The organism is Aerococcus sp. UMB1112A (assembly GCF_030230715.1).
Classification (GTDB): domain Bacteria; phylum Bacillota; class Bacilli; order Lactobacillales; family Aerococcaceae; genus Aerococcus.
Window position 1 is genome coordinate 18,822 of the sequence record NZ_JASPDS010000002.1, and the last position, 25,995, is coordinate 44,816.

The 25,995-nt window shown below is 47.6% G+C and carries 25 protein-coding genes and 1 pseudogene; 6 read left to right on the forward strand and 20 right to left on the reverse strand.

Going from position 1 to position 25,995, the window contains the following annotated elements; all coding sequences use genetic code 11:
• The 12 genes and pseudogenes from QP860_RS01265 to aroF form a co-directional block, all read right to left on the reverse strand.
• The gene (locus QP860_RS01265) at positions 1-1,077 is read right to left on the reverse strand and encodes a carbamoyl phosphate synthase small subunit (RefSeq protein ID WP_284912053.1); all 1,077 of its coding nucleotides are present in this window, start codon (positions 1,075-1,077) and stop codon (positions 1-3) included.
• Positions 1,078-1,079: 2 nt separating this feature from the next.
• A complete protein-coding gene (gene pyrC / locus QP860_RS01270) occupies positions 1,080-2,360 on the reverse strand; it encodes a dihydroorotase (protein ID WP_070617081.1) in 1,281 nt (426 codons plus the stop codon).
• Positions 2,361-2,391: 31 nt separating this feature from the next.
• A pseudogene (locus QP860_RS01275) lies at positions 2,392-3,312 on the reverse strand (aspartate carbamoyltransferase catalytic subunit); the annotation flags it as partial.
• Positions 3,313-3,354: 42 nt separating this feature from the next.
• Positions 3,355-3,891 carry a bifunctional pyr operon transcriptional regulator/uracil phosphoribosyltransferase PyrR gene (gene pyrR, locus QP860_RS01280; RefSeq protein ID WP_070617138.1) on the reverse strand — a complete coding sequence of 179 codons (537 nt, stop codon included), beginning with the start codon at positions 3,889-3,891 and terminating at the stop codon, positions 3,355-3,357.
• A 274-nt stretch (positions 3,892-4,165) separates the two neighbouring features.
• Entirely contained in the window at positions 4,166-4,690 is a 525-nt protein-coding gene (locus tag QP860_RS01285; protein WP_168162694.1) for an HdeD family acid-resistance protein, read from the reverse strand.
• Positions 4,691-4,908: 218 nt separating this feature from the next.
• Positions 4,909-6,231 carry a uracil-xanthine permease family protein gene (locus QP860_RS01290; protein WP_284878521.1) on the reverse strand — a complete coding sequence of 441 codons (1,323 nt, stop codon included), beginning with the start codon at positions 6,229-6,231 and terminating at the stop codon, positions 4,909-4,911.
• A gap of 222 nt (positions 6,232-6,453) precedes the next feature.
• Positions 6,454-7,278 carry a MetQ/NlpA family ABC transporter substrate-binding protein gene (locus QP860_RS01295; protein ID WP_284912054.1) on the reverse strand — a complete coding sequence of 275 codons (825 nt, stop codon included), beginning with the start codon at positions 7,276-7,278 and terminating at the stop codon, positions 6,454-6,456.
• 68 nt (positions 7,279-7,346) lie between these two features.
• The gene (locus tag QP860_RS01300; RefSeq protein WP_070617076.1) at positions 7,347-8,249 is read right to left on the reverse strand and encodes a prephenate dehydratase; all 903 of its coding nucleotides are present in this window, start codon (positions 8,247-8,249) and stop codon (positions 7,347-7,349) included.
• A gap of 20 nt (positions 8,250-8,269) precedes the next feature.
• Entirely contained in the window at positions 8,270-9,358 is a 1,089-nt protein-coding gene (gene aroC / locus QP860_RS01305) for a chorismate synthase (RefSeq protein ID WP_070617074.1), read from the reverse strand.
• A complete protein-coding gene (gene aroA / locus QP860_RS01310; RefSeq protein WP_070617072.1) occupies positions 9,339-10,643 on the reverse strand; it encodes a 3-phosphoshikimate 1-carboxyvinyltransferase in 1,305 nt (434 codons plus the stop codon). The genes aroC and aroA overlap by 20 nt, the downstream gene beginning before the upstream one ends.
• Positions 10,643-11,728: a 3-dehydroquinate synthase gene (gene aroB, locus QP860_RS01315; RefSeq protein WP_070617070.1), complete on the reverse strand. Its 1,086-nt coding sequence runs from the start codon at positions 11,726-11,728 to the stop codon at positions 10,643-10,645. Before aroB ends, aroA begins: the two co-directional genes overlap by 1 nt.
• 30 nt (positions 11,729-11,758) lie before the next feature.
• Positions 11,759-12,793 (reverse strand): 3-deoxy-7-phosphoheptulonate synthase, encoded by a 1,035-nt coding sequence (gene aroF, locus QP860_RS01320; protein ID WP_070617069.1) that lies wholly within the window; start codon positions 12,791-12,793, stop codon positions 11,759-11,761.
• A 520-nt stretch (positions 12,794-13,313) separates the two neighbouring features.
• Between aroF and aroE the strand changes: the two genes are divergently transcribed.
• Genes aroE through QP860_RS01340 form a run of 4 tightly spaced genes read left to right on the forward strand, consistent with a single transcriptional unit; the run spans position 13,314 to position 15,891 of the window.
• A complete protein-coding gene (gene aroE / locus QP860_RS01325) occupies positions 13,314-14,126 on the forward strand; it encodes a shikimate dehydrogenase (RefSeq protein WP_070617067.1) in 813 nt (270 codons plus the stop codon).
• Positions 14,113-14,637, forward strand: coding sequence for a shikimate kinase (locus QP860_RS01330; protein ID WP_070617065.1), 525 nt, complete (start codon positions 14,113-14,115; stop codon positions 14,635-14,637). Before aroE ends, QP860_RS01330 begins: the two co-directional genes overlap by 14 nt.
• A complete protein-coding gene (gene aroQ / locus QP860_RS01335; protein ID WP_070617064.1) occupies positions 14,618-15,046 on the forward strand; it encodes a type II 3-dehydroquinate dehydratase in 429 nt (142 codons plus the stop codon). The genes QP860_RS01330 and aroQ overlap by 20 nt, the downstream gene beginning before the upstream one ends.
• A gap of 2 nt (positions 15,047-15,048) precedes the next feature.
• Positions 15,049-15,891, forward strand: coding sequence for a prephenate dehydrogenase (locus tag QP860_RS01340; protein ID WP_284912055.1), 843 nt, complete (start codon positions 15,049-15,051; stop codon positions 15,889-15,891).
• Positions 15,892-15,970: 79 nt separating this feature from the next.
• On the opposite strand, the gene QP860_RS01345 is transcribed toward QP860_RS01340, so the two are convergent.
• The 4 genes from QP860_RS01345 to QP860_RS01360 form a co-directional block, all read right to left on the reverse strand.
• Positions 15,971-16,777 carry an ABC transporter ATP-binding protein gene (locus QP860_RS01345; RefSeq protein WP_070617062.1) on the reverse strand — a complete coding sequence of 269 codons (807 nt, stop codon included), beginning with the start codon at positions 16,775-16,777 and terminating at the stop codon, positions 15,971-15,973.
• A 12-nt stretch (positions 16,778-16,789) separates the two neighbouring features.
• Positions 16,790-17,680 (reverse strand): ABC transporter permease, encoded by an 891-nt coding sequence (locus QP860_RS01350; RefSeq protein WP_070617061.1) that lies wholly within the window; start codon positions 17,678-17,680, stop codon positions 16,790-16,792.
• Positions 17,681-17,685: 5 nt separating this feature from the next.
• The gene (locus QP860_RS01355; protein ID WP_284912056.1) at positions 17,686-18,639 is read right to left on the reverse strand and encodes an ABC transporter substrate-binding protein; all 954 of its coding nucleotides are present in this window, start codon (positions 18,637-18,639) and stop codon (positions 17,686-17,688) included.
• Positions 18,640-19,363: 724 nt separating this feature from the next.
• Positions 19,364-20,269, reverse strand: coding sequence for a hypothetical protein (locus QP860_RS01360; protein ID WP_070617059.1), 906 nt, complete (start codon positions 20,267-20,269; stop codon positions 19,364-19,366).
• A 214-nt stretch (positions 20,270-20,483) separates the two neighbouring features.
• Between QP860_RS01360 and QP860_RS01365 the strand changes: the two genes are divergently transcribed.
• On the forward strand, positions 20,484-21,881 hold the full coding sequence (locus QP860_RS01365) for an L-cystine transporter (protein WP_070617058.1): 1,398 nt from the start codon (positions 20,484-20,486) through the stop codon (positions 21,879-21,881).
• 55 nt (positions 21,882-21,936) lie between these two features.
• On the opposite strand, the gene QP860_RS01370 is transcribed toward QP860_RS01365, so the two are convergent.
• Together QP860_RS01370 and QP860_RS01375 are read right to left on the reverse strand one after the other, a co-directional pair.
• Positions 21,937-22,494 carry a DUF2628 domain-containing protein gene (locus QP860_RS01370; RefSeq protein WP_070617057.1) on the reverse strand — a complete coding sequence of 186 codons (558 nt, stop codon included), beginning with the start codon at positions 22,492-22,494 and terminating at the stop codon, positions 21,937-21,939.
• 152 nt (positions 22,495-22,646) lie between these two features.
• Positions 22,647-24,047: a CAP domain-containing protein gene (locus QP860_RS01375; RefSeq protein WP_284912057.1), complete on the reverse strand. Its 1,401-nt coding sequence runs from the start codon at positions 24,045-24,047 to the stop codon at positions 22,647-22,649.
• Between the two features lie 197 nt (positions 24,048-24,244).
• Between QP860_RS01375 and QP860_RS01380 the strand changes: the two genes are divergently transcribed.
• The gene (locus tag QP860_RS01380; protein WP_284910879.1) at positions 24,245-24,499 is read left to right on the forward strand and encodes a hypothetical protein; all 255 of its coding nucleotides are present in this window, start codon (positions 24,245-24,247) and stop codon (positions 24,497-24,499) included.
• Positions 24,500-24,817: 318 nt separating this feature from the next.
• On the opposite strand, the gene QP860_RS01385 is transcribed toward QP860_RS01380, so the two are convergent.
• Both QP860_RS01385 and QP860_RS01390 read right to left on the reverse strand, forming a co-directional pair.
• Complete coding sequence (locus QP860_RS01385) at positions 24,818-25,117, reverse strand: type II toxin-antitoxin system RelE/ParE family toxin (protein WP_168162692.1); 300 nt, start codon at positions 25,115-25,117, stop codon at positions 24,818-24,820.
• On the reverse strand, positions 25,101-25,427 hold the full coding sequence (locus QP860_RS01390) for an AbrB/MazE/SpoVT family DNA-binding domain-containing protein (RefSeq protein ID WP_141744565.1): 327 nt from the start codon (positions 25,425-25,427) through the stop codon (positions 25,101-25,103). The genes QP860_RS01385 and QP860_RS01390 overlap by 17 nt, the downstream gene beginning before the upstream one ends.
• Positions 25,428-25,995: the final 568 nt, after the last annotated feature.

Consider the following 25,995-nt stretch of genomic DNA (forward strand, 5'->3'; position numbering starts at 1 on the left):
TTAGTGCTCCTTTCTTGCATCAATCATTGCCATGAAGTCATCGAAGAGATGGAGGGCGTCGTGTGGCCCTGGGGCAGCGTCCGGATGGTATTGGACGGTGAAGGCTGGATAGTGGCGGTGCTTGAGACCTTCCACTGTCCCATCATTGATTTCTACATGGGTAATGATTAATTTTTCTGGATCGATAGAGTCTTTGGCTACCGCATAGCCATGGTTCTGGGAAGTGAAGTCAATCCGACCGGTCGCAATCTCGCGGACGGGATGGTTGACTCCGCGGTGGCCGAATTTCATCTTGTAAGTATCAGCTCCATTGGCGAGGGCAAATAATTGGTGGCCGAGGCAGATCCCGAAGATTGGGACCTGTTCTTGAATTTCACGGATCATGTCGAGGACAGTAGACAGGTCTTTTGGATCTCCTGGTCCGTTTGAGAGCATGACGCCATCGGGTTTGAGGGCTAGGATCGTTTGAGCATCGGTATGGTAAGGGACAACGGTCACCGAACAATGGCGTTCAGAGAGCGCCCGCAGGATCGAATGTTTGAGCCCAAAGTCTACGACAACCACCCGGCGTCCGCTATTGGGATTCGGATAAGGCGTCTTAGTTGAGACACTCGCAACATGGTCCTTAACAGCTGGTTCGGCTTTGAGCTCAGCCAGGGCTTGGTCCCGGTCGGCATCAACCGCGATAATAGCTGCTTTCATGGCCCCCTGTTCACGAATTTTATGGGTCAGGGCCCGGGTATCAATCCCTGCTAAACCTGGAATCTCATATTGTTTCAAAAACTCATCCAAGTTCATCTGGCTCCGCCAATTGGAGGGACGGCGGGCCCATTCCTTAACAATGACCGCCTTACAAGAAGGAGCAACGGATTCATTATTATCTGCCGTGATCCCGTAATTGCCGATCATCGGATAAGTAAAAGTAATCAACTGGCCAAAATAAGACGGATCCGTGATGGTCTCTTGGTAGCCGGTCATGCCAGTGGTAAAGATAAGCTCACCGCTGACTTCTTTTAAGGCACCAAAAGCTTGCCCGCTAAAATAAGTGCCATCTTCAAGTAATAAAATTCTTTCCATCTTTAAGCCTCCTTTTGCCATACCAATTGCCCATCCACGAAAGTTGCTAGGGTCTCTCCCTTGATCTTCCAGCCTGCAAAAGGCGTATTCTTCCCTTTGGAGAGGAAGTCATCGGGATTAATCTCACTTTCCTGGTCGAGGGCAAAGATAGCCAGGTCAGCTGGGCTGCCAACTTTTAGCTGGCCTGCCTCTAAGTTAAAGATTTCTGCTGGTTTGCGGGCCATCCAATTGACCACCTGTTCGAGGGTAAAAATACTGCTTTCAACAAAATAGCTGTAGATCAATTGGAAGGCCGTCTCAATGCCGACAATTCCAAAGGCTGACTTAAGGAAGCCTTGATTCTTCTCTTCAAGAGCATGTGGAGCATGGTCAGTTGCAATACAGTCAATGGTGCCGTCCAAGAGCCCATCAATTAGGGCTTGACGATCAGCAGCTGAACGTAGCGGCGGATTCATCTTATACATAGCGTTATCGGACGGAATATCTTCATCCGCTAACAGCAAGTGGTGGGGAGAGACTTCACAGGTCACATGGATCCCCGCTGCCTTCGCCTGGCGTACGGCCCGCACACTCTCCTTGGTTGAGACATGGCAGATATGGTAGTGGACGCCGGTCGCTTCCGCCAGGAGAAGGTCCCGGGCGATTTGTGAAGATTCTGAAATCGGTAGAATTCCTGGCAAACCCAATTCTTTGGCCCGTTCGCCTGCATTCATCACACCCCCAAATAAGAGGGAATCATCTTCTACATGAGCCACCAAGGCTTTATCAACTTTGGCAGCCGCCTGCATGGCCTGATACATAGTGCCTGCAGTCTGGACCCCTACCCCATCATTACTGAAGGCAAAGGCGCCCGCTTGGCTTAAAGCCTCATAATCCACCAATTCATCCGACCGGAGGCCCTTGGTAATCGTGGCGTATTGGTGGACCTTGATTTTGGCCTCTTTTTTGATCAGGTCATACATATGGTCCAAGCGTTCCTTAGAAGAAGGCACAGGGTCTACATTAGGCATGGCGCAGACTGTGGTAAAGCCACCCCGGGCAGCGGCTAAGCTTCCGGAAGCAATGGTTTCCTTATGTTCTTGGCCAGGCTCCCGGAAGTGGACGTGAACATCCACTAGGCCGGGACTGATTAAGCCCCCTTGAGCGTCAAAAACTTGGTCAAAAGCTTCTTCCGCGAAGCCCTGGCCTAAAGCTTGGATGCGTCCATCCTCTATAACAAGTTCAACCGGATCAAGCGCATTAGCCTGCCCATTCATTAAGCCATTCTTGATTAGTGTTTTCATGCTTAGCCTCCCTATTCTCTTTTTCTGCTTCTTTACCATTGATGACAGCTTCTAAGATAGCCATCCGCATAAAGACCCCGTTGGACATCTGTTGGACGATGCGGGATTGGTCACATTCCACCAGACTGTCGGCAATCTCCACATCCCGGTTAACCGGAGCTGGATGCATAATAATGGCATGATCTTGCAGTCTTTCAGCTCGTTTTAAAGTCAGACCGTAAGCTTGATGGTAGTCTTCCTTGCTGTAGGATTTCTCTCCGTGATGGCGTTCGTTTTGGACCCGGAGCATCATCATAACGTCCACCTTCTCAACAATCTGGTCGAGATCTTCATAGTGGCCATACTGGTCAAAACTTGTGTCATACCACTCAGGAGCTCCAGCAAAGTAGAGCTCCGCGCCTAGGCGGTGGAGCATTTGCATGTTGGACTTAGCCACCCGGGAATGAACCAGGTCCCCGACAATGGCTACCTTCAAACCTTGGAAACGACCGAATTCTTCATAGATAGTCATGAGGTCGAGTAAACACTGGCTAGGGTGCTGGCCGCTACCGTCCCCACCATTGATAAGGGCACAATGGATATGAGGGCTCTTAACCAAGTCATCATAGTAGTGGTCTTGCCCGTGCCGGATTACCGCAATATCTACTCCCAAGGCCGACATAGTCAAGACTGTGTCGTAGAGGGTCTCCCCTTTCTGTACGGAAGAAGTTGATGCTTCAAAGTCTAAACATTCCAAGCCCAGCTTGCGTTCAGCAATCTCAAAGCTGCGGTGGGTCCGCGTTGAGTTCTCAAAGAAGAGATTGCTAACGAAGTATTGCTTTTGAATCGGCCGGTGTCCGGGATGGTATTTGTAGACTTGAGCCATCTTAATAAGCCCGAGCACTTCTTCATCGCTTAAACTTTCCACACTCAGTAGGTTTTGGAGGCAGATCTTTTGCGTATTTAAAATCATAACAATCCTTTCTAGCTCTTCCTGGAGCCTTCGATCAATGCTTTAATGACTTTGTTCGATATAGATACCGTCTTCCCCATCGACTTCTTCCATCTTCACAAGGACGCGCTCTTTGCGGGATGAAGGGAGGTTCTTGCCGACATAATCAGCATGGATAGGAAGCTCTCGGTGGCCCCGGTCAACCAGGACTGCTAAAGCAATCAATTCTGGACGTCCGAAGTCCATTACGGCATCTAAAGCTGCGCGGATGGTTCGTCCGGTATAGAGAACATCGTCTACAATGATGACCTCCTTGCCTTCTAGGCTGACTGGGATGTTGGAATCATTGACTTCTGCTTCTTGGACCTTGGTCTTTTGGTCATCGCGGTAGCGGGTAATGTCTAGCTCACCAACAGGTACTTCAATGCCTTCGAGTTGTTTGAGACGTTGGGCAATCCGTTGGGCTAGGTAAATGCCCCGTGTTTTAATCCCGACCAGGACAAGTTGGTCTAATTGGTGGTTGCGCTCAATAATTTCATAAGAAATCCGGGTAAGGGCCCGTTTAATGGTAACTGCATCGACAATTTCTTTCACTGACATCTGGATTTCCTCCTCCGTTTGGCTCATTAGATACAAAAAAACTCCTGCCCGCAGAGGACAGGAGTTGATGGTTACTTAAAGAAACTCGCACAAAAAAAGCAAGTCTTTTAGAGTTCAGGCTGAGGACGCACCCCACCCTGAGACATCTCGCTCCTTCTTAGCCTCACGGGACTAAATTTAAAGGAAAATATTTAATTCATTCACTGGACATTACTATACGCCAAGTCGACCTAAAAGGCAAGGGGAAAATGTCCTTGCCTTCATTAGAATATGCTTAGAAAGCGTAAATGATGTGTTGGATCCCTGATAATAAGAAGTAGAAAGCAACCAAGAAGGTCAGGCTCACTAAGGCACTCAGGGGGTTAAAAATTAAGAAAACAGCCACAATCAGGGCAATAATATTTAGGATTAGGGTCAGCCAGAAGAGCGGCCTACTTACCTGCTTGATGGCTGATAGACTCATAAAGCCAAAGATTGCTGAGATAAAAATCCAAAAAGCAAAAATAAAAGGTAAGATGGACGCTGACAAGCCCGGCTTAAAGACTAAGTAGAGCCCCAGTAAGATATTAATAATCCCAAAGATTAAAAGATGGGTCGGTTTGATCCCAAAAGATTCCTTTAAGCGGTGGCGAACCATGAGCTGGTAGATTCCCCGAAAGAGAATCCCGATAGCAAAGACGAAAGCTAAGGTCATCAGACTAGCCAGAGGATCTCTAAAGGCGAACAAGGCCAAGATAATAAAGAGAATCCCTAAGATAAAGTGCCCCCAGCCAAATGATTGATCATTATTTTCTGACAAATAAAACATCCTTTCTTTATTGTGAAATAATTATAACATTAAGACATTCTCATTCTAACAGAAATAAGACAAAGCTACAGACTATATGCCTTGGGTCAATGGTTTCTTAAGGAAAAATAAAAAGTAAAAGAAAAAGAGACTGAAGGCGACTGCAGTCTCTTTTCAAATAATGTGTGAAGTTATGATAAGGCTTCAGCTTTAGCCGAATTTAGCAGCTGTTAACGCAAGGTCTTCCGTTCTTTTAATAGGACATTGAGAACCAGAGCTACGATGGTACCGGCCGAGATACCAGAAGAGAAGAGGCCAGCTAAGAAGCTGGGAAGGCCTTGAGTGATTTCTGGTCTAAAGGAGACGCCCAGACCGATGCCGATCGCTGAAGCAGTGATGATCAAGTTGCGAGTGTCGAAGCTGATCCGGCTGAGGGACTGGATACCGGAAGCAGCCACGGTCCCAAACATAAGCACTCCTGCCCCACCTAGGACAGGGAGCGGCATGACCGAAATCACCGTCGCTAATTTAGGGCTCATGGAAAGAACAATCATAATAAGACCAGCGACAATAGCCACCTTCCGCGAGGCATTGCGGGTCAGTGGAATCAGCCCGGTATTTTGACTGAAGGTTGCAGCAGGTCCTGAACCGAAGAGTGGCGCAATAAAGGATCCGAAGCCATCTGCACGGACCCCAGCAGCGACCTGCTCATCGCTTAGCTCACGCTGGGTCACTTCCCCTAAAGTCTGCATCACGCCCACCGTTTCAATGACGGTGACCAAGTAACCAGAAAGAAATGGCAGGGCATAGCGCCAGTCAAAATCAATCCCAATTTGGTTGAAGGAAGGCATTCTAAACCAGGCCGCCGCAAGAATTTGGTCGGTATCCACCCGGCCCATAAAAAGGCAGAAGAGATAGCCAATCCCCATACCGATGAGAATGGCATAAGAAGACCAGTTCCCCCGACCGTAATGGTTAAAGAGAACGACAATTAGAAAGACAAGAACCGCAATGGCTAGGTTGCCTGGATCCCCATAATCAGGGGCCCCAGCCCCACCTGCTGCCCAGTCCATCGCGGTGGACATCAGGGTCGCTCCCATGAGGGTAATAACAGAGCCCGTCACGACAGGTGGGAAGAAGCGCATCAAGGGTTTAACAAAATAGGACATGACGATTTCGAGTAAGGCAGCAAGCATGGTGCCCCCAAAGTAAGCGGGCAGACCGCCCAGGGCAATCACACTCTGAGCCGGTCCAATAAAGGCAAAGTCTGTTCCCATAATGGTAGGCAAACCCACCCCTACCCGGAAAAATCTTGGGCCAAAGCCCCGAGACTGGATAATAGAAACCAGGCCTGATACAAATAAGGCAGCACTGATGAGATAGGCCGTCTGTTCCACACTGGAAGAGGCCATTCCAGCGATAATCAAGGGGACCGCTACGAGCCCCCCAAAGGCCGTAATCACATTTTGAAAACCTAGGACCACAGATTCGACGAGTGCTGGCGAGTCTTCAACCTGGTAGCGCAATTTAATGGCATGTTCTTTTTCTTGCATAATTCCTCCTTGCCCACAGGGACATCATTCGTTTATCAAACATTTTAGTTATTACTTTAACACAATATTTAATCTTTGTTAATAGAAAACGAACATTAAACATATTTTATTTAATTTAATTCGTTAAAACGATTGCATTTTGGAATAACAAAAAAGCTCCTATTAAGTTAGCATCTTAACAGGAGCCCCTTTCCTCTCAGGAGGACATCTATTATTAAGTTTTTAATCCGAAGTCCAAGCCCATTGGACCCGGTCATTGGTCTGGTTGATTTCTTCGACACGTTCTTTTAGCTGGTCGGATTGGTAAATCTTAACTAGATCCTTGACCCAGTCTGCCTCTTGGTCAGTTGAACGCACCACTGCTTGTAACTTCAGCTCAGGGCGCAAGTCCTCATTCAGCAAGGCTTGGTCAGCCGACATGCCGGAATCATAGAAGGTTGAGCCTGGGATGATGGCATAGGCCACATCCTTTAAGGCTTGGGGAAGAACAGGCGCTTGGACCAAGGAAAGCTCGATACCTGCCTTGTTCTCAATAATATCATCCTCCCCTACTTCGGACTTATCGGTCTCTGGGTCAAGGCGGATCCAACCCGCTTTCTCAAGTAAGAGCAAGGACCGGGTGACATCAACTGGGTCGTCAGAAATAGCCACCTGGTCGCCTGGCGCCACCTCATCCAAGCTCTTCTTTTGCCCAGCGAAGAGGGCTGTTGGAACAGTGGGAACGGGGGTCACAGCCACCAGGTCAGCCCCGGCCTCCCGGTTAAACTGTTCCATGTAGAGGGTGTGCTGGTCCACATTAAGGTCCATCGACCCCTCCTGGATAGCGATATTGGCCCGCTGGAGGTCATCGAAGTCCCGGTTCTCCACCTGGTAACCTTCTTTTTCCAAGGCCGGTTTAACTTCTTCTAAGAAGAGTTCACTGTAAGGACCAGGTGATGTGGCCACACGAATAGTTGTTGTGGGCTCCACTTGCCGGCTACAAGCCAAGAGTCCACTGACTAAGACTAAGCCGAGCGCTAAACCCAGCCATTTTTTTACTTTCAACATTGATTGTCCTCCTTCTTATTTTACTTACTTATAGTAACCTATTTAGGCCCTATAAGCAAGCATTAAGCCTAGCTTAGATAGGAAATTTCAGCCTCTTGGGCTTCCATGCAAGCAATAATTTGAATGTATTGGCTAGCGAGTTCAAGCATCTGCCAGAAGAGCTGGGCCTGGCCAGCCAAGCCCTGGATATCCACCTCAATAAAGAAGCCATAGCTGAAGGGCTGGTCTTTGATAGGACGAGCATCCAAACCTTCCAAATTACAATTGAAGAGGTTAAAGATGGTCAACAATTGGTGGAGGGCTCCTGGCTTATGGGCCGTTTCGACATAGAGCATTAGGCGACTGGCCTGGGGGTGTTCCTCCAACAAGTGGCAGAGCAGCTGGTCCTTGTCCAAGGCCAAAAGCTCATCGCGGTAACGACGCATCATAAAGAAACGTGTCATGTTAGTGGATTCATTCTGAACCTGGCGGGCTATGGCTTCTAAGTGGTAGATCTTCCCACAGCGCTCACTGGATAAGGCAGCTAGGCTAGGGTCTCCCTCTTGGGCAATGAACTGGGCGGCCTGGGCCGTATCTTTATAAGAAATTGGTTGGATCCAAGGATGGTCAGTAAAGAACTGGGTACACTGGGATAGGGCTTCAGGATGGGAATAGACTTGCTTGATTTGGCTTAGCTCAGCCCCCTTAATCCCCCACAAGACATGGCGGATGGGCTGGTAGTGCTCAGCTTCCGCGTAAACATGTTGGTAGCGAAAGAGGTCCAGCGTCCGTGTAATAAGTCCGGTAGTGGAATTTTCAATCGGCATCACGGCCCGGTCAATCTTCCCCTCTATAAGGTCATCTACCATCCGACTAAAGCCATCAGAAGGCAGGCCTTCATATAAGTCTCTTGGACCTGCCATCTTCTGCTGCCAGTAAGCTAAGGCAGCTTCACTATAGGACCCAACAATCCCCTGGTAAGCAACTTTCATTCCTCATCCCTCTTTCTCCTTTATGACCGGGTGAGGATTAAGTCCATCAACCCGATCGCCGTCACGGCTTCAATCACAGGTAATACCCGGGGCACAATGCATGGATCGTGGCGGCCTGTGACTTCTAATTCAACATTTTCATGGCTTTCTATATTAATGGTGGCCTGGGCCTTGGCAATTGAAGCCGGTGCCTTGATGGCCGTGCGGAAGTTGATCGGCGTTCCTAAGCTGATTCCCCCGACAATTCCACCATTATTCAGGCTAGTGGTCTGAACCTGGCCCTCGTCATCATAGTAAAAATTATCATTGGCTTCAGAGGCTAGCATGGAGGCAATGTCAAAACCTGCCCCGAATTCAATCCCCTTGGTCGCTGGCACTGAGAAGATCAGCTGGGCCAAAGTTGATTCAATGGAGTTAAAGAAGGGATTGCCATAACCCGCTTCTAGGCCCAAAATAAAGGTCTCCACAATACCTCCCACGGCATCGTGCTGGCCCTTGGCTTGGCGGATACAGCGGGCCATTTCTTCATCTAGCCCAGCAGTCAAAACAGGCAGGGTCTCTTGGCGGAAGGCCAATAAGTCTTCCCGGCTGAGTTTTTGGAAGTCAACCTCTGCTTGGTCTTTGACCTCACCGATCGAACAAATCCTGGACCCAATGGTGACCCCATACTGGTCCAGCCATTGCTGGCAGACTGCTCCCGCAAAAACGAGAGGCGCTGTAATCCGCCCCGAGAAGTGCCCACTTCCCCTGTAGTCATTGTAGCCATCATAGCGCTTAAGTGCCGGATAGTCCGTCTGACCAGGCCGCATGAGCTTGCGCATCTGGCTATAGTCCTTGGACCGGGTATTGGTATTGTAGATGAGAGCCGTTAAGGGCGCCCCCGTTGTGTGGCCGTTAAAGTAGCCAGAGACAATATCCGGTAGGTCTTCCTCACGTCGGGGTGTGGTCAATTCATTTTGGCCAGGGCGGCGCCGGGCCATTTCGACTAGAATTTTATCTTCGTCCAGGGCGAGGCCAGCTGGCAATCCAGAAATCGTGATGCCAATAGCTGGGCCATGCGATTCCCCAAAGATAGCTACTTGTAACTGTTTACCCCAAATTCCGCTCACTGTATTCGCCTCCTAAACTTGCAAAGTCTTCCCAGAAATAGGGATAAGATTTGCTGACACTGTCTGCATCTTCTATGATAATGGCTTCCTGGCAGACTGTTGACGCAATCGCTAGCATCATCGCAATCCGATGGTCCTTATGGCTGGATACTCGGCAAGCCCCTTGGAGCTGGTCAACACCTTGGATGACTAAACTATCACCAAGGACTTGAATATTCGCTCCAAGCTTGCTGAGTTCCTCTTGGGTTGCAGCTAGTCGATCAGATTCCTTAATCCGCAAGCGGGCCAAGTTCTTAATCTGTGTCTCACCCTTAGCCAGGCAAGCCGTCAACGCGAGGACCGGAATCACATCGGGACACTGGGACCCATCCAATTCACAATCCCCTTCCAGACCCTGGGCCAGGATTTGGATACCCCCATCTTGATTCTTAACCCTAGCCCCCAATTTTTTAAGGAAAGGAATAATTTCTTGGTCGCCTTGCTGGCTAGACTGGGCTAGCCCCTTGACCCAAACATCATTTCCTAAGGCACCCGCACAGAGGAAGAAGGCCGCTTGGGAATAATCGCCCTCCACCTGGTAGTCAGCCGCTTGGTAGGCCTGGTTGCCTTTAATCTGGAAGCACTGGTCCTCTGCTTGATAATCAATCTCAATCCCATAGCGCTCGAGGATATCGAGAGTCAGGTGGATATAGCCCACCGACTCCAGCGGTCCCGTAATTTGCAGGGTGGAATCACCTTCTAAAAGTGGCAGGGTATAGAGCAGCCCCGTAATAAATTGCGAGCTGATATTGCCTGCTAATTGATAAGCCCCAGCTTGCAGTTTTCCTTCAACTCTCAAGTCCAAAGCGCCATCCGACAAGTTCTCATAGAAGAGCCCTTGTTCGTTATAGATCTTTTCATAAGGATCCAATGGCCGGCTACCTAGCTTCCCCCGGCCAACAAAATGGGTCTGACCTGGAAAAAGACTGGCAATAGGAATCATAAAGCGCAGGGTCGAGCCTGACTCATTGGCATCGATCAGCCGTGAAGCAGACTTGGATGGATTGCCACCACAGATGCTTAAGTCTACCCGCTGGTCTCCGGCTTCCGTCAGCTTGATTTCAGCCCCCAAACTTTGCATAGCTTCAATTGTCGCTTGAATATCATCGGATAGTTGGACATTTGTGACCTGGCTTTCCCCTTGGGCGAGGCCAGCCGCAATAATGGCGCGGTGGGCCAAGCTCTTGGAAGGTGGGATATGGACCGCACCCGCTAAAGGCTTGGCTTGAATTTGTAAATCGGTCATTAATGCTTTCCTCCTTCCAGCAAGGGATCAAAGAAATGATCAGGCACCTCGCGGATTTCAGCCTGGCCAATCCTTTTGAGGGTAATGATATGGAGTTGGCCATTTAAATTTTTCTTGTCATTTTTAATGAGGGGCAGGATACCGGTATAGTCTTCCGGCTGGTCGAGGACTGTTGGCAGGCCAAAGTTCTTCACCACTTGGTAAATTTCCTGGGTCGACCCTTGGGGACTGAGCCCCTGGTCTTCGGCTAATTGATTGATGGCCAGCATGCCGATCGCGACACCTTCCCCGTGGGTGTAGCGCTCATAGTGGTAGTAGGCTTCAATGGCATGGCCGAGGGTATGGCCGTAGTTTAGAAGCATCCGACAGCCGGTATCTTTCTCATCGGCTTCGACGACTTCTTGCTTGATGGCACAGCAGCGCTCTAGGATACTTTCAATATCAGCCATGATGCCTGCCCGATTACCTGCTTGTTTGAGTTTGTCAAAGAAGGCCCGGTCACGGATGCAGCCGTACTTGATGACCTCTGCCATCCCGTCGCTAAAGGCCTTGTCAGACAGGGTCTCTAAAACATTGGGATCAATCAGGACCGAATGGGGGTGGTAGAAGGCCCCCACCAGGTTTTTTCCTTCTTTAAGGTCCACGGCGACCTTGCCGCCCACGCTGGAGTCCACTTGGGCAAGGAGCGTAGTCGGAACTTGGATCAAATGAATCCCGCGCAGGAAGCTAGCAGCAACAAAGCCTGCCAAGTCACCAATGACGCCACCCCCTAAGGCAATAATCAAATCGCTCCGGCTAATACCAAAGCGTACCAAGCGTCCGTAGAGACCAGGTAAGTTTTCAATCGATTTACTGGCTTCACCAGGGGTGAGAACAATCGTTTCAAAGTCAAAACCCGCAGCTTCTAAACTTGTTTCCACTTGCCTACCATAATAATGGGCCACATTTTCATCCGTTATGATGACAACTTTTTTGCCTTTATGGACAGCTTGGATTTCTTCGGCTAGCTGACCGAGCAAGCCCTTCTTAATCTTTAATGGATAGCTGACTGCTGGTCGATTCAGTTTAATTTCAAGCTCCGCCATTTCAACAGCTCCTCTCATTTGTGCTTCTAATTATTTAGTCTTGTCGCCCTCTGGTACCGTCCGGCCTTCAACTTCTGCAAGGACGCGGATCTGTTCCATCAAACGGTCGAATTGGTCTGGGGTCAAGCTCTGTTGGCCATCACTCCAGGCATTCTTAGGATCAGGGTGGATCTCCATAATCAAGCCGTCAGCGCCCGCTGCAATCCCAGCCTTAGCTCCAGCAGGTACCATGTAGGCTATCCCAGCCGCGTGTGAAGGGTCCACAATAATAGGCAGGTGGGTCTTATGTTTCATCAATGGCACGGCTTGGATATCTAAGCAGTTCCGGGTTTCGGTTTCGAAGGTCCGGATTCCGCGTTCGCAGAGAATAACATTCGGGTTGCCTTCTGCCATAATATACTCAGCAGACATTAACCATTCTTGGTAGGTGGCGCTCAGGCCACGTTTTAAGAGGATAGGCTTGTCAGTCTTACCCAATTCCTTCAAGAGTGAGAAGTTTTGCATGTTACGGGCTCCAATTTGGATAACATCCACATGTTCTACAAATTCATCCAATTGTTCAATGGCCATTAATTCGGTCACGATAGGTAGTCCGGTTTCACGACGGGCTAGGTCCAAGAGACGGATCCCTTCTGACTGTAAACCTTGGAAGCTGTAAGGTGAGGTTCTTGGCTTGTAAGCGCCCCCTCTGAGCATGTTTGCCCCAGCCGCTTTCACGCGCTTAGCTGTCCCGACAATTTGTTCTTCCCCTTCAACTGAGCATGGTCCCGCAATAATAGCTAATTCCTTGCCCCCGATAATTTGGTCGCGAACCTTGATCTGACTCGCTTGAGGGTGGAAGGCCTTATTGGCTAACTTATAGGGTTCAGACACTCGGATAACTTCTGCAATGGTGTCATTGGCCTGTAATTTCGATTGGTCAATGCGGGACGTATCGCCAACGATACCAATCACGTCAACTTCTTGGCCTTCAATAATAACAGCCTGGTTACCTGTATCTTCGATTTTATCAATTACATCTTTAACATCGCCAGCCGTCACATTAGATTTCATCACAATAATCATTTTGCATTCTCTCCTTTTTTCAATTCCCTACTATCATATCATTCAAAGCTTCCCAATGGTTATCGGAAACAAAAAAGCTGCATCCGTTTGTAACCGAATGCAGCCTGACTAATCCTCTCGAGATATAAAGTCTTAGATAGTGGGTGCTCCATTCGATTTCTTACCATCAATGGAGCCCTATGCATCAAAGATTGCTTTAGCCTCCATTACCTTTAAAAAAGTAGAAGCTAAAGTAGAACCAGCTATTTGCTAAAAGTTGTTGTTGCATTAACATGTTTTTTCCTCCTCACTGGTTCTCTTTAATGCGTGCTTTAAATATAGCAAAACTAAGAGTAGCTGTCAACTATTAAATGATAACATTCTAATCTTATTTTTATTATACTAATATATTAACTTCAGCTCTTAGCTAAAAATATTGATCTGACAGCTCTTTTCGCCATTTTATCAAGCAAGGCTTGCATTACAATAATGATAACTTTATCATTATTGTAGTAAAAATAAGCTAGAACGGAGTGATGAGATGGAATTTTATGGCTTATTTGGCTACCCCCTGGGCCATAGTCTATCCCCAGAGATCCACCAGATTATATATGAAGAAGCCCAGATTGAGGCGGCCTACAAACTCTTTGAAGTTCCCGAAGAAAGTCTAAGCCAAGCCTTGGAAGCGCTGAAGACTTTAGATATCCGTGGTGCCAATGTCACCATCCCCTATAAGCAGGCCCTCTTCCCCTATCTGGATGAGCTGTCTGAAACCGCGAAAAAATTGGACGCTGTCAATACCATCAAGCAAGTCAACGGTAAAGTCAAGGCCTACAATACAGATTACGATGGCATTCACTTATCTTTTGAGCGCCGCCATTGGCAGACTCAAGACAAAACCGCCTATATCCTTGGAACAGGAGGGGCTGCCCAGGCGATGGGACATTATCTAACCGACCACGGCGCCCAAGTCCACCTGGTATCCAGACATCCCGACCAGCACCAAGATAAGCCCTGGCCCTGCCTCTCCTATGCTGACCTTGAGGGCCTTAGAGGTGACTTCCTAATCAATTGTACACCTGTTGGTATGTATCCAAAGACCCAGGCCTCCCCGCTCAAAGCGCATGACCTCGACCGCTTTGACCATGTCTTCGATACCATCTATAACCCTTATGAAACCAAACTCTTAAGTGATGCCAAGGCAGCCGGCAAGGCCTACTGTAACGGCCTGGACATGTTAGTCGGCCAAGCCATCCGCTCCGTCGAAATCTGGGAAGACCAGCAATTCTCTGAGGACCAGGTGGAGCGGATCTTAGCCCGTGTAAAGAAAGGATTTAACCATGACCCAGCCTAATCTCATCCTCATCGGCATGCCCGGATCGGGTAAAACCATCCTCGGTCAAGCCCTCGCCCAAAAGCTCTCCTTAGATTTCCTAGACATGGACCAGGAAATTGAAAGAGTCTCGGGCCGAAGCGTCTCTGAAATTTTTGAAGAAGGAGAAGCTGCCTTCCGTGCCCTCGAATCCCAACTTGCCTGCGAGCTTGGTCAAGCTAAGGGCCTCATTATTGCCACGGGTGGCGGGGTCGTCAAAGATCCTGATAACATTAAGGCCCTCAAAAAAGGAGGCAAGGTCTACTTTATCGACCGCCCCCTGGACCAGATTTCTGCAGACATTAACAGCGACCAACGCCCCCTACTCAAGGGACGCCTGGACCAGCTCCAGGTCCTCTACCAAGAGCGCTACCCCCTCTACCAGGCAGCTGCTGATTTCCATATCCCCAACCAGGGCAGCCTGGACCAGTGCCTAAAAACCATTATAACGACCTATCGAAAGGACGGAAACCATGAAATTTTTAATTCTTAACGGCCCCAATCTCAATTTCTTAGGCATTCGGGAGCCAGATATCTATGGCCAAACAAGTTTGAAGCAAATTGAAACTGACTTAGACCAAAGCTTTGACCATGAATTCAGCTTCTTCCAAAGCAACCATGAAGGCGCCCTGATTGACCGCCTTCAAGAAGCCTATTACGAAAAGATTGACGGGATAATTTTCAACCCGGGTGCCTTCACCCACTACTCCTATGCCCTCCACGATGCGCTCACCAGTATCCAAATTCCTTGCGTGGAAGTCCACCTCTCAGCCATCCAACAAAGAGAGAGCTTCCGTCAGACCTCAGTCATTGCCCCTGCCTGCATCGGTCAGATTTCAGGCTTCGGTAAGGACAGTTACGCCCTGGGCCTAGAAGCCCTACTTAAACATTTGGAGGAATAAGTATGAAAATTGTCATTGTCGGCCTGGGAGCGATCGGATCTTCCTTTGCCCAAGCCTTGACCCAAGCGGGCTATCAAGAAATTCGCGGCATCGACCAGAATCCAGAGACCTGTCTCAAAGCTGAAGAATTAGGGATTGTAAAGACTGCCCAAACGGAGGATGACCAAGCCCTCAGCCAAGCCGACCTCATCTTTATCACCCTCCACCCCCAAGCGGTCGCCCCCTATGTGGAAAACAAGCAGGACCTCTTCAAGTCGACCTGCCTCTTAACGGACGTCACAGGCATTAAGCGAGACGTGATGTCCCAAGTTGAAGCCATCCTCCGCCCTGACTTAGACTTCATCTATACCCATCCGATGCGCGGGAGTGAAAAGACAGGGATTGCCGGCCTCAATAGTGCCCAATTCCGGGGGGCCAACGCCCTGCTCGTCGTTAGCCAAAGAAACCAGGAGAGCCAGCTCGAATTGATCGAAGCCCTCTACCGGGTCATGGGCTTCCAGGAGGTCAGCCGGGTGGATGCCGAAAGCCATGATCGGGCCATAGCCTATGTGAGTCAGCTCATGCACGTCCTCGCCGTTGCTGCGGTAAATTCTGCCCCTAACTGTGAGGATACCATGAAGTTCGCGGGTAACAGCTTCCAAGAACTGACCCGGATTGCGGACGTCAATGCGCCCCTATGGACAGACCTCTTCCTTCACAACTGGGACTACTTACTGGAAAGCATCGAAGCTTTCGAAAAAGAACTGGCTCGCGTCAAAACAGCCCTAAAGAACAAAGACTATGACCAACTCCAAGACGCCTTCCAAGCATCCACCCAGCAAAGAAGAGAATGGTATGTGGACTAAGGTCTAAAATTTAAAACATCAAAAAAATTATCGGTCTTCACTAATCTAGTGCAGGTCGATAATTTTTTTATGATCAATATTAAGCTTTTAAGAGCAAGTCGTCATCACGCAATTGGTTGCCGACATTCTCCTTGAAGAGTTCCATCAAGTCTTCAACCGATAATTTTGCCTTGTCTTCCCCTTTGACATCGACAACGATGCGGCCATCGTGGAGCATGATCAGACGGTTGCCGTAAGCCAGGGCATCATTCATGTCATGGGTGATCATGAGAGAAGTTAAGTGGTTCTCCTCAATCAGACGCTGGGTCAAGTCCATCACCATCTCACTAGTCCGCGGGTCGAGGGCAGCCGTGTGCTCATCCAAGAGTAAGAGCTCGGGCGTTTCGAGAATGGCCATGATCAGGGTTAGGACTTGGCGCTGGCCCCCTGACAAGTTAGATGCAGCGGTGTTCAAACGGTCTTCAAGTCCCAAGTCGACCCGGCTGAGCTGGTCACGGAAGAGCCGACGCATTTCTTCTGTCACAGACCGGCCGAAGCCCCGGCGCTTGCCCCGTTTGTATGCGATGGCAAGGTTCTCTTCAATGGTCAGGTTACGGGCAGTCCCCATTTGTGGATCTTGGAAGACCCGACTGATCCCAGCAGCCCGCTTGTAGGCAGGTCGGTCCGTAATATCCTCACCGCGCAGGCGAATCCGCCCAGAAGACACTGGAATCGTTCCTGCAATCAAGTTGAGTAAGGTTGACTTCCCTGCCCCATTGGAACCAATCACAGAGATAAAGTCATTGTCATGGATGGTGAGGGACAAATTTTTAGTCACATGGTTTTCATTAATACTTCCTGGATTGAAAACCTTATTAATCTGGTCAAGTTCTAGTAAGTTCGTCATAACACTACTCCTTTACTTAGCACTGGCTTGCCGGTTCTGGAAACTGGCCTTGGCATGGGGGGCATAGAGAATAATAGCGAGCGCGATGGATGAAAGCACCTTGATGTCGCTGGGAAGAACAGGCAGGAATTGTTGCTGCATGATGAAGTCGATAATCAAGCGGTAGATCACGGCTCCAATCGCAATGGTGATTAAACGTTTGCCGAAAGTGAGGTTGCGGCGGAGCACTTCTCCAATAATAATAGCGGCTAAACCAATAACAATGGTCCCAGTCCCCATGGCAATGTCTGCATAGCCGTTATTCTGGCAGATAATCGCTCCCGATAAGGCAATCAAACCATTGGAGAGCATCAAGCCCACTAACTTCATCTGGTCCGTTTTGACCCCATTGGCTTCTGCCATGAGCGGGTTATCCCCAGTCGCCCGGAGCGTCAAACCATACTCGGTATTCATAAAGACCACCAGGGCCATAATAACAACCGCTAGGAAAATTAAGGCAATGATTAAAGAAGCCAGGGTAGGATTCATCCCTGTCGCTTGGAAGGACTCCATGATATTGGCCTCCCCTAGTAAGGGAATATTGGCCTGACCCATAATCCGTAAGTTGATGGAATAAAGACCTGTCATGGTTAGGATCCCAGAAAGCAGGGCTGGAATATGCATCTTATTAATCATAAAGCCATTGACTAAGCCTGCCACTAAGCCAGCTAAGAAAGCAGCCAAGCTAGCGACCAGCGGATGGACTCCCGAAACAATTAACTTGGCACAGACCGCCGCACCCAAGGGGAAACTTCCCTCAGCTGACAAGTCGGCAATATCTAAAATGCGGAAGGTCAAATAGACCCCAATCGCTAGAATGGACCACATGAGCCCCTGTGAAATACTCGAAACAATTAAATCCATATCCTTTATTCTCCCTTCTTAATCTGCGCTGGGTCAATCCCCAGTTCTTTGGCCATGGCTTCATTCATTACTAATTCATAATCCTTAGCTTTTTCAACAGGAATTTGACTGACATCGGCGCCATCTTTAAGAATTTTAACCGCCATTTCAGCCGTCTGCCGGCCCAGATCCTTGTAGTTAACCCCGTAAGTCGCCAGGCAACCTTCTAAATGGGCACTCTCAGCTCCGATGGTTGGCACTTTGGCTTCCCTGACCACACTGCCAATTGTCGGAATCGTTTGGGCAATCGTGTTATCGGTCGGCAAGCAGATGCCATCCACGCGTTTGGCCAAGGCCGTAATCGCCGACTGGACTTCATTGGTTGCCGTCACCGTTTGTGCTTCCACTTTCAAGCCCTTGCTTTCCGCATAGTCTTTGAAAGCCTTAAACTGGATTTCAGAATTCACCTCGCTGGAATTGTAAGGCATGCCCACCGTCTTAATCGAGGGATCGATGGTCAAAAGCAGGTCTACCGCCTTCTCCACTGGGGCAATGTCGCTGGTTCCTGAAGCATTGGTTCCCGGTTGGTCAAGGGACTTGACTAAGTTAGCAGAGACTGCATCCGTTACCGCTGTAAATAAGATGGGCGTCTGCTTGTCCGCATTAAGTGCTGCTTGAGCTGCCGGTGTCGCAATCGCAAAGGTAAGATCTTTGCGCCCCTTCATATTCTGGGCAATCGAATTGAGGTTGGATTGGTCAGCTTGGGCATTCTGGTAATCAATATGGATAGTCTCCCCATCCTTGAAGCCCGCTTCTTCTAGACCTTCCACGAAACCTTCCCGGGCATCGTTTAGAGCTTGGTGCTCCCCGTATTGGATAATCCCAATCTCTTTTTGTCCGTCTTGACCGCCCTGGCTACATCCAGCCAGAGATAGGCCGACTAAGCCTAGTCCTAAAATAGCGCGTATTTTCTTATTCATTCTTCTCTCCATTTCTAGTGCTAAGGCACAGATCCGTTTAGCCTTCCTGGCAAACAAAAAAGGTTTAATTAGATATGATAAAAACTAATTAAACCTTAAGGCTATCTGATTTATAAGCTATGCCTTTAGCCATTAGAATTTATCATTCTGGATGGCTAAACACTTCAAAAGACCTCAGCCATCATAGATCCAAAACGCTGATGTTTGTACCTATGATGGATTCACAGCTACAAACACGATCTAAAATAGCTAAAGTAATACTTGCTCATTTTCTTAGCAGAACATGAAAAACTAACATGCTCTAAATTCAATTGTCTCATTCTTCATGCTCCTCCCTATCGTGATGACCTAATAATAAACCGACATTATAATAAAGTCAAGAGAATAATTAACAAAAACTAATCTTTCTTACAAAAATATCATAATTTAAGGGTGTGAGGGAGCGCGGTCAGAAGTGGACCTCTGGAGTAAAAGACCGAAGAAGTCTGAAAAGACTTCGCAGGGATTTTATGAAGAGGAGCCACTTCTGCGCGACCGAACCCGACTACGAGGATAAGAACAGCTTTAGCCGGTCGTTCCGATTGGGTGAAATCACTCCGAGTCTGCTCTTGCGAATCCGACTAGAATGTGAGGAAGAGCACTTAGACTCACATAATTTTAGAGGCCATCGAAAAAGGCCAGGGTTAACCCCCGGCCTCTACCTACTTCTTTGACAGCTATTCAATTAATAACCTGTTCCAGTCTCATCCCCTGCTTGTGGAGCCGGTTCCGGACTTGTAGGGGCAGGTTCGGTCCAACCATTGTCAGTGGCAGGTGCTTCTTGATTTTGCCAGTTTCCACCGCCATTATCCGCAGGGGCTTGCCAACCCTGACCTTCATCTACAGGTGCTTGGTCGTCGCCAGAGAAAAGATTTCCGAGCCAAGACTTGGCATATTCCCAGCCTTCTTGGATCAAGCTGCCCCCATCTATCCTAATATCTGGTGCATTCAGTGAAATATTTGGGAGGTAGACTTGGGCCTGACCCAAAGCAAAGTAGCCTAATACTAAGGCGAGGACGATTACTAAGAGACAGCCCCCACAACCGCAACCCCGGCGCCGCTTTCGAGGATAGGGCTTATATTGGGCTTGATTGGCTAAGGCCTGGGCCTCTTGCTTGGCTTCCTTGGCTCGCTGGCGCTCCTCAGCCAGAGCAGCCTTCTTCTCTTTCCAGGGTTCTTTCTTGGCCATCTCATGCTCGATGCCCCGGTTAATGGCCTGGCCGCTAGCTTGGACGCCCCGCTTCACTTGCTGGCCTAAGCCGGAAAGAAAGGCCGCCCCTTTACTCTCCATACTCGAGTCAGCAGGACCTTGCTCAGCTTCTTCTACATAGTCATCAGATTCTTCTTCCTCTACTTCACTTCTTGTCTCATCTTCAATCGGTTTTTCATTGAGAACTTCCACCAGGGCATCCCGGTAAGTTTCCAGTTTAAGCTGTTGGCGGTGGTTTTCCCGGGATACTGGTTCAGCTGCTAACTCTTCCAGTTCATCTTGGACTTCTAAATATTCTAGCTCCAGATCTGGCCGGTCTTCTTGGCGTAAGAAGGCCTTTAATTGGTCTGGGTTATCAAAGTGTTGATTAAATTTTACCATGACTCGTCTCCTTTAAGTGCAAGCCGATCAATCACTAATCTGCTCTCAACATCTTCTTTAAAGCTATATTATACCATTTCTTCCTCATAAAAAGAAAAAAATAATAAAAAATCAGTCTCGAGGCTTATTAGGTGCATTCTAATAAAAAATAAGCTATAATATTCTCAATTCATAAGCTAATAAATAGTAAGTGAATAAGAAGGAGGTATGCATTTTGCAAGTTATTATTACTTTACTCATATTTGTCGCGCTCTGCCTGGTCCTCAACCAGATGAGCCGCAAGCACATTAAATATTCCAACCGGGTCTTCACCGGTCTCGGCTTAGGGATTGTTTTTGGACTCTTGATCCAATTTATTCTAGGAGCTGAAAGTGATGTCACAGCGGAAATTATGGACTGGATTGATATTGTCGGTAAGGGCTACATCAACTTCCTACAAATGTTGGTTATCCCACTGGTTATGGTGTCCATGATCCGAGCCTTTACCAAGCTCGACCACAACCAATCCAATCTCGGTAAGATTGGGACAGGCGTCATCGGCACCCTGCTCATTACAGTCGCCATTGCCGCCTTCATTGCCATCGCCACCGGAGTTCTCTTCAACCTCGATGGGGCTGAATTTGCCCGAGGCGCTGCTGAGAATGCGCGGATCGACCAATTAGTGGAGCGTAATTCGGAAATTGCTGACCTAACCATTCCTGAGACTATCCGCTCCTTCATTCCTGTCAATGTCTTTGCAGATATGGCGGGTAGCCGGTCCACCTCAACCATCGCTGTTGTCATCTTCTCTGTCTTTGTGGGGGCTGCCTACTTGGGTGTCCGCCGCCACCATCCTGAAGAAGCTGAAATCTTTGAAAAAATTATCAACAGCCTCCATGCCATCGTCTCCCGCCTAGTGACCCTAGTGCTGCGGATTGCCCCATACGGCATCTTCGCCCTGATGACCAAGGCCCTAGCCACTTCAAGTATCTCGACCATCCAAACCATGGCAACCTTCATTGTGGCCTGCTATGTGGCCCTAATCGTGATGTTTATCATCCACATGATCATCCTGGCCCTCTTTGGCATTAACCCGATCCAATACCTCAAGAAGGCAGCCAATGTCTTGCTCTTTGCCTTCACATCACGGTCCAGTGCAGGTTCCCTGCCCTTAAATATCCAGACCCAGACTGAAGCCCTGGGGGTAGATACACCAACTGCCAACTTCTCGGCCACCTTTGGCCTATCCATCGGTCAGAACGGTTGCGTGGGGATTTACCCTGTTATGTTAGCCGTTATCGCAGCACCAGCTGCCGGCATGTCCTTCTCTGACCCAAGTAGCTGGATTACGATTATCGCAGCAGCCACCATCACCTCTATCGGGGTATCTGGTGCAGGCGGCGGGGCCACATTCGGCTCCCTCATCCTCTTCGGTATGTTGGGACTTCCTATCGAAGTTATCGGCCTCATGGTTTCCATCGAACCCATCGTTGATATGGGACGGACAGCTCTTAACGTGAACGATTCCATTATCGCTGGGACCGTTACCTCTAAGGCCATGGGCAGCATGAACCAAGCCATCTTCAATGATAATGAAGCTCTGGTCGAGCCAGAAGATGATGTTGACCGTTAATTTAAGAAAATAGCTCATAACAAAAGACCAGTCAAAACGTGCTGACTGGTCTTTTCTAATGGAATAATTTTCCTAAGTTGGGAAAACCCTCACCATATTTCAAATAACGGTACTTGATGTAGTTGGCATAGCAGCCGGAGAAGAAGGCAATCAGGACCAACTTTAACCAGAAGGCAAAAGGCAGGCAGGTGAGAGCGATCAAAATGAGACCGAATTCCCACAAACCCTGATAGCAAAACCAAAGCCCGCTAAAGATAAAGGCCCAAATATTAAAGCGTCCCTTATCTCTTTCCCCACTGGCTTCAATCTTCTCCATCTCTGCTTGCATGGCTGGTGTCTCCCCGGCAAATGGAAAACGTTCCAAATGAATCTGGGATGACTTCGCCTGGGCCAGCCCACAACGGGAACAGAATTTCTGCCCCACTAAGAGGCTGCCCCCACAGCGCCGACAGTAAGCCGTCCCTGTCAAAGGATCCTGGTCACAATTATAGCAGTAAGAGGCCTGGTCATGGAGCCGGTAACCGCAGTGGGTACAGTAGGCCTTGGGAGCGCTTGCCTTTACCAAGTCCTCCTTGCGGTAAGTCGCTGTATCGATTAAATCTTCATTTGTCATTATGCCGCCTCCTCATTAAGTCTCTTATTCTACTATAACCTTTTTTGAGCCGTTAAAAGCGAATCACTCCTGAATAAGCCTTGAAAGCTCTTGAATAGAAAAAAAGCCCAAGCTCTACTAGGAGAGCCTGGACTCTAAAAATCGATAGAAAATTATTTGCGGCGTTTCAACAAAGCAGCGCCTGCTGCAACTAGAGCAAGTCCAAAGCCTGTAAAGGACACAGCAACTGCCCCTGTCTTAGGTAAAACAGAATGCGCTGATTGGGATTTAACTTGGCTAGTCTTAGCTTGCCCTTGTTTAGCTTCCTTAGGCGCAGAAGCAGCTACTTTTCCTGGCTTAGCTGCTGGATCTTGGGCTTTAGCAGGTTTTGCACTTGGCTTCGCTTCACTCGCAGGAGCCTGAGCTTCTTGACCTTTTCCTGGAGCTAGCTTGTCTTGGTTTTGGCTTGGTGCTACTGCGCTAGGCGTTGCAGTTGTAGGGGCAACAAGTGTTGGCGTAGTATTTGTAGGAGCTACTGTGCCCGGCGTCGTAGTTGAAGGTTTAGACGTTTGACCAGGAGTCGCGTTGGTGTTAGTACTTGGATTTGGTGTTGAGATTGGATTTGGTGTTGGGGTTGGGTCTGGTGTTGGGATTGGATTTGGTGTTGGTTGTGGATCTGGTTTTGGCTGTGGATCTGGTTTTGGTTGTGGATCTGGTGTTGGTTGTGGGTCTGGTGTTAGTTGTGGGTCTGGTGTTGGCTGTGGATCTGGTGTTGATTGTGGATCTGGTGTTACTACCCCACCAATTTTACCAGCATCATAATCCGTATCACCAGGTTTCATAGATAAAGTCAGAGCGCTGATTGGATCATATGCGTTCTTGTACTTAGAAGCATCAACACCTGGAGCATTTTTTGAGAATCTACCATAACCGAAGGAAATATTAAATGGATTTAAAATTTGATAGAGGTGGCCATTTTTCGCAGTGAATTTCCCATTAGCCGACTTCAAGGCAGGTAATTCAGAGGTGGTCCAAGCTTCAAAATCAGCTTCGACAGAATTACGCCCCCAACTTAGGTTTTCACCCCAGGCACTGCTATTTTGGTATTGGGGCTTACTTTCTCCATCTGGTCCCTTGTGAGCAACTTTACCATGAATGGCTGTTTCTTCCGCGCGGATATAAGCATCCTTTTCATTCATCCGATCATAACGAATATCATTAACATATTGTTCCTTAGTTAGGCCTTGCTGAGTCACATAGTTTTTCAGTGAAGTGCCTGCAAAAGGAACTGTTTCATCGTCATAATAAGTATTACGAGTGTTGCGGATGAGTTCTAAAGTTTTCTCAGCTTCTTGAGAATTTTGGATTTGGTAGGCTGCATTGCTAGCATCAGCACTTGGAGCAGTTGTAGCTTCTACAGTTCCCGCCGTTGTGGTGGCAGTCCCAGCGCCTGAATCAGCTGTTCCAGTCGCTTCAACCACTTGAGGGTTGGCTGCGAGGAAGCCTGCAAGGGCTACAGAAGCTAGACCCATATTTAATTTACGAAATGAGACTGTGTTTTCTTTATTCTTCATATAATCTCCTCCTTATTCATAGCATAAGTATACTACATTTTATCAGTAAAAACTAATTATTTCCTAAACTGTCATTAATCACTCCTGAACCGGATACAGAGTCAAAAAGTCGGCCAATAGCAGATGAAAATACTTTCAGTTAGCCAGACTTTACTGTATAATAAGATTAAATTTTAGACATATAAGGTGGATGACCAATGCATATTGACGATGTAAAAGAATATTTCTTAGAGTGCTTGAAGCTTAAACAACCCATTCGGACCTCTTCCATGTTCGTGGGGATTACCTTGAGCGTATGCTTCTGCCTAGTTCTCTTTCTACTTATCTACCTCCTATCACCCGTCAGCTACGAAAACTTCTTCTTGAAGATATTTGATATCGTCCGCTACCTTCTCCTCCTAGTTTTCTTCTTAAATATGTGGAAATACTTTGCTTCCAGAACATCAAGATAAAATAAGCGCTCCGGGATAAATTTTGACCTGGAGCGCTTATTTTATCTTGATATGTTATTGATTAGCAGTTACCAACTGAATTAGCTACTCTATTTTATGAGCTGAGAATATCACAGATCTTACAGAAAGCCCATATCCAAAAGAAACAAGGAGTCTCTAGTCTCTTTATTATTACATATTTATTCGTTTAATTTTTGATAAAGGAACACTATATCATCATTTGGAGAGTCATTATACAGACAAAACATTGTCTTTATAGTCAAGCAAAACAACATCAATTGATCGGTGGCTAAGTGTTTTAGTTAGTATGATTAGCCACTAAGGAATTTTTCTGCTTAGCTCTTTATAAAAGTTTTCACGGCTAGCAACTTGGATAATCTCCACTGTAACAATGTCTTCGTGGATGGTGTAGGCAATTCGATATTGTGATTTTTGATAGTGGATTGGTCTAGTATAAATATCCTTCAACTTGCCCTTTTTCCTATCTCCGCAATGAGGATCTTTGGCGATTACTTGATATATTTCATCTCTAATCAACTTCATCAGGCCTTTATCTTTCAGCTTCTTCAGTTCCCGCTTGGCATTATTTCTGAAATAGATTCTATAATCCAAATTCACGATTAAAATCCTCTTCAGTCATTTCACTCGCTGGCTCTTCCATCATCTCAGATAAACGCTCTTCCATGAATTTCTTTCGCCGTTCCATCTCTTTAATAATTGCTTCACCGTCTGTAAAACCAGCTTTGACAATATCAGTTAATAACAAAGCGTCAAAGTCATCTACAAAACGGGGAACGCTCTCCACTCGTTCAAAGAAAATTCCATCTTCTTGTAAGTGGGGTTTAAAGCTGGCTCCCTCAGTAACATTAAAGGCTTTTGGAATGGTAATCATTAAAGAATTTCCTTGCCTCCTTGCTTTTACTACCATTTTATCACTCCTCATAAGTAATTATTTTAGTAATTACATTATAAGCTAATTTAACATGATAGTCTACACTTAGCCCCTTATTATTCAATTGTCAAAGGTCTGTAGTGCCTACCCCACCCTGGCAAGTTCATAGAACCTGAAATGAATAGATAGGAGCTGAGCGGTACTAGCTACCTGTTAAAAGCTATTATCTAACCGAATATATGGTCTAGAATTGATGTCAAGATTGGGCAGTTTCCCCATGAGTGCAGAGAGAGCTTTTTCCTTATGATTTCTTAGTAATTAAAAGGCACTTTAATTCTATGAGTGTGAGGGCTTCCGTACCGTGGACCCTCTTTAAATCAAGCAGAACAATTATCCTCTTGCACATGTGGAGCTAGTGAAGCAGTTTCGGAGCAGTTTTATTTCTCACCTGTACATTTAGAGCCAACTCAACGCCCACAAACTGTTTGAAAAGATAGTATTCTCCTTGTTTATGTGGCGTCTACTACTTACGAATCATAACTTAAATTGCTATCTCCCTTTGCATGTGGGACTCCCCTTAAACATTGCTAAAAAGAGACAAAAG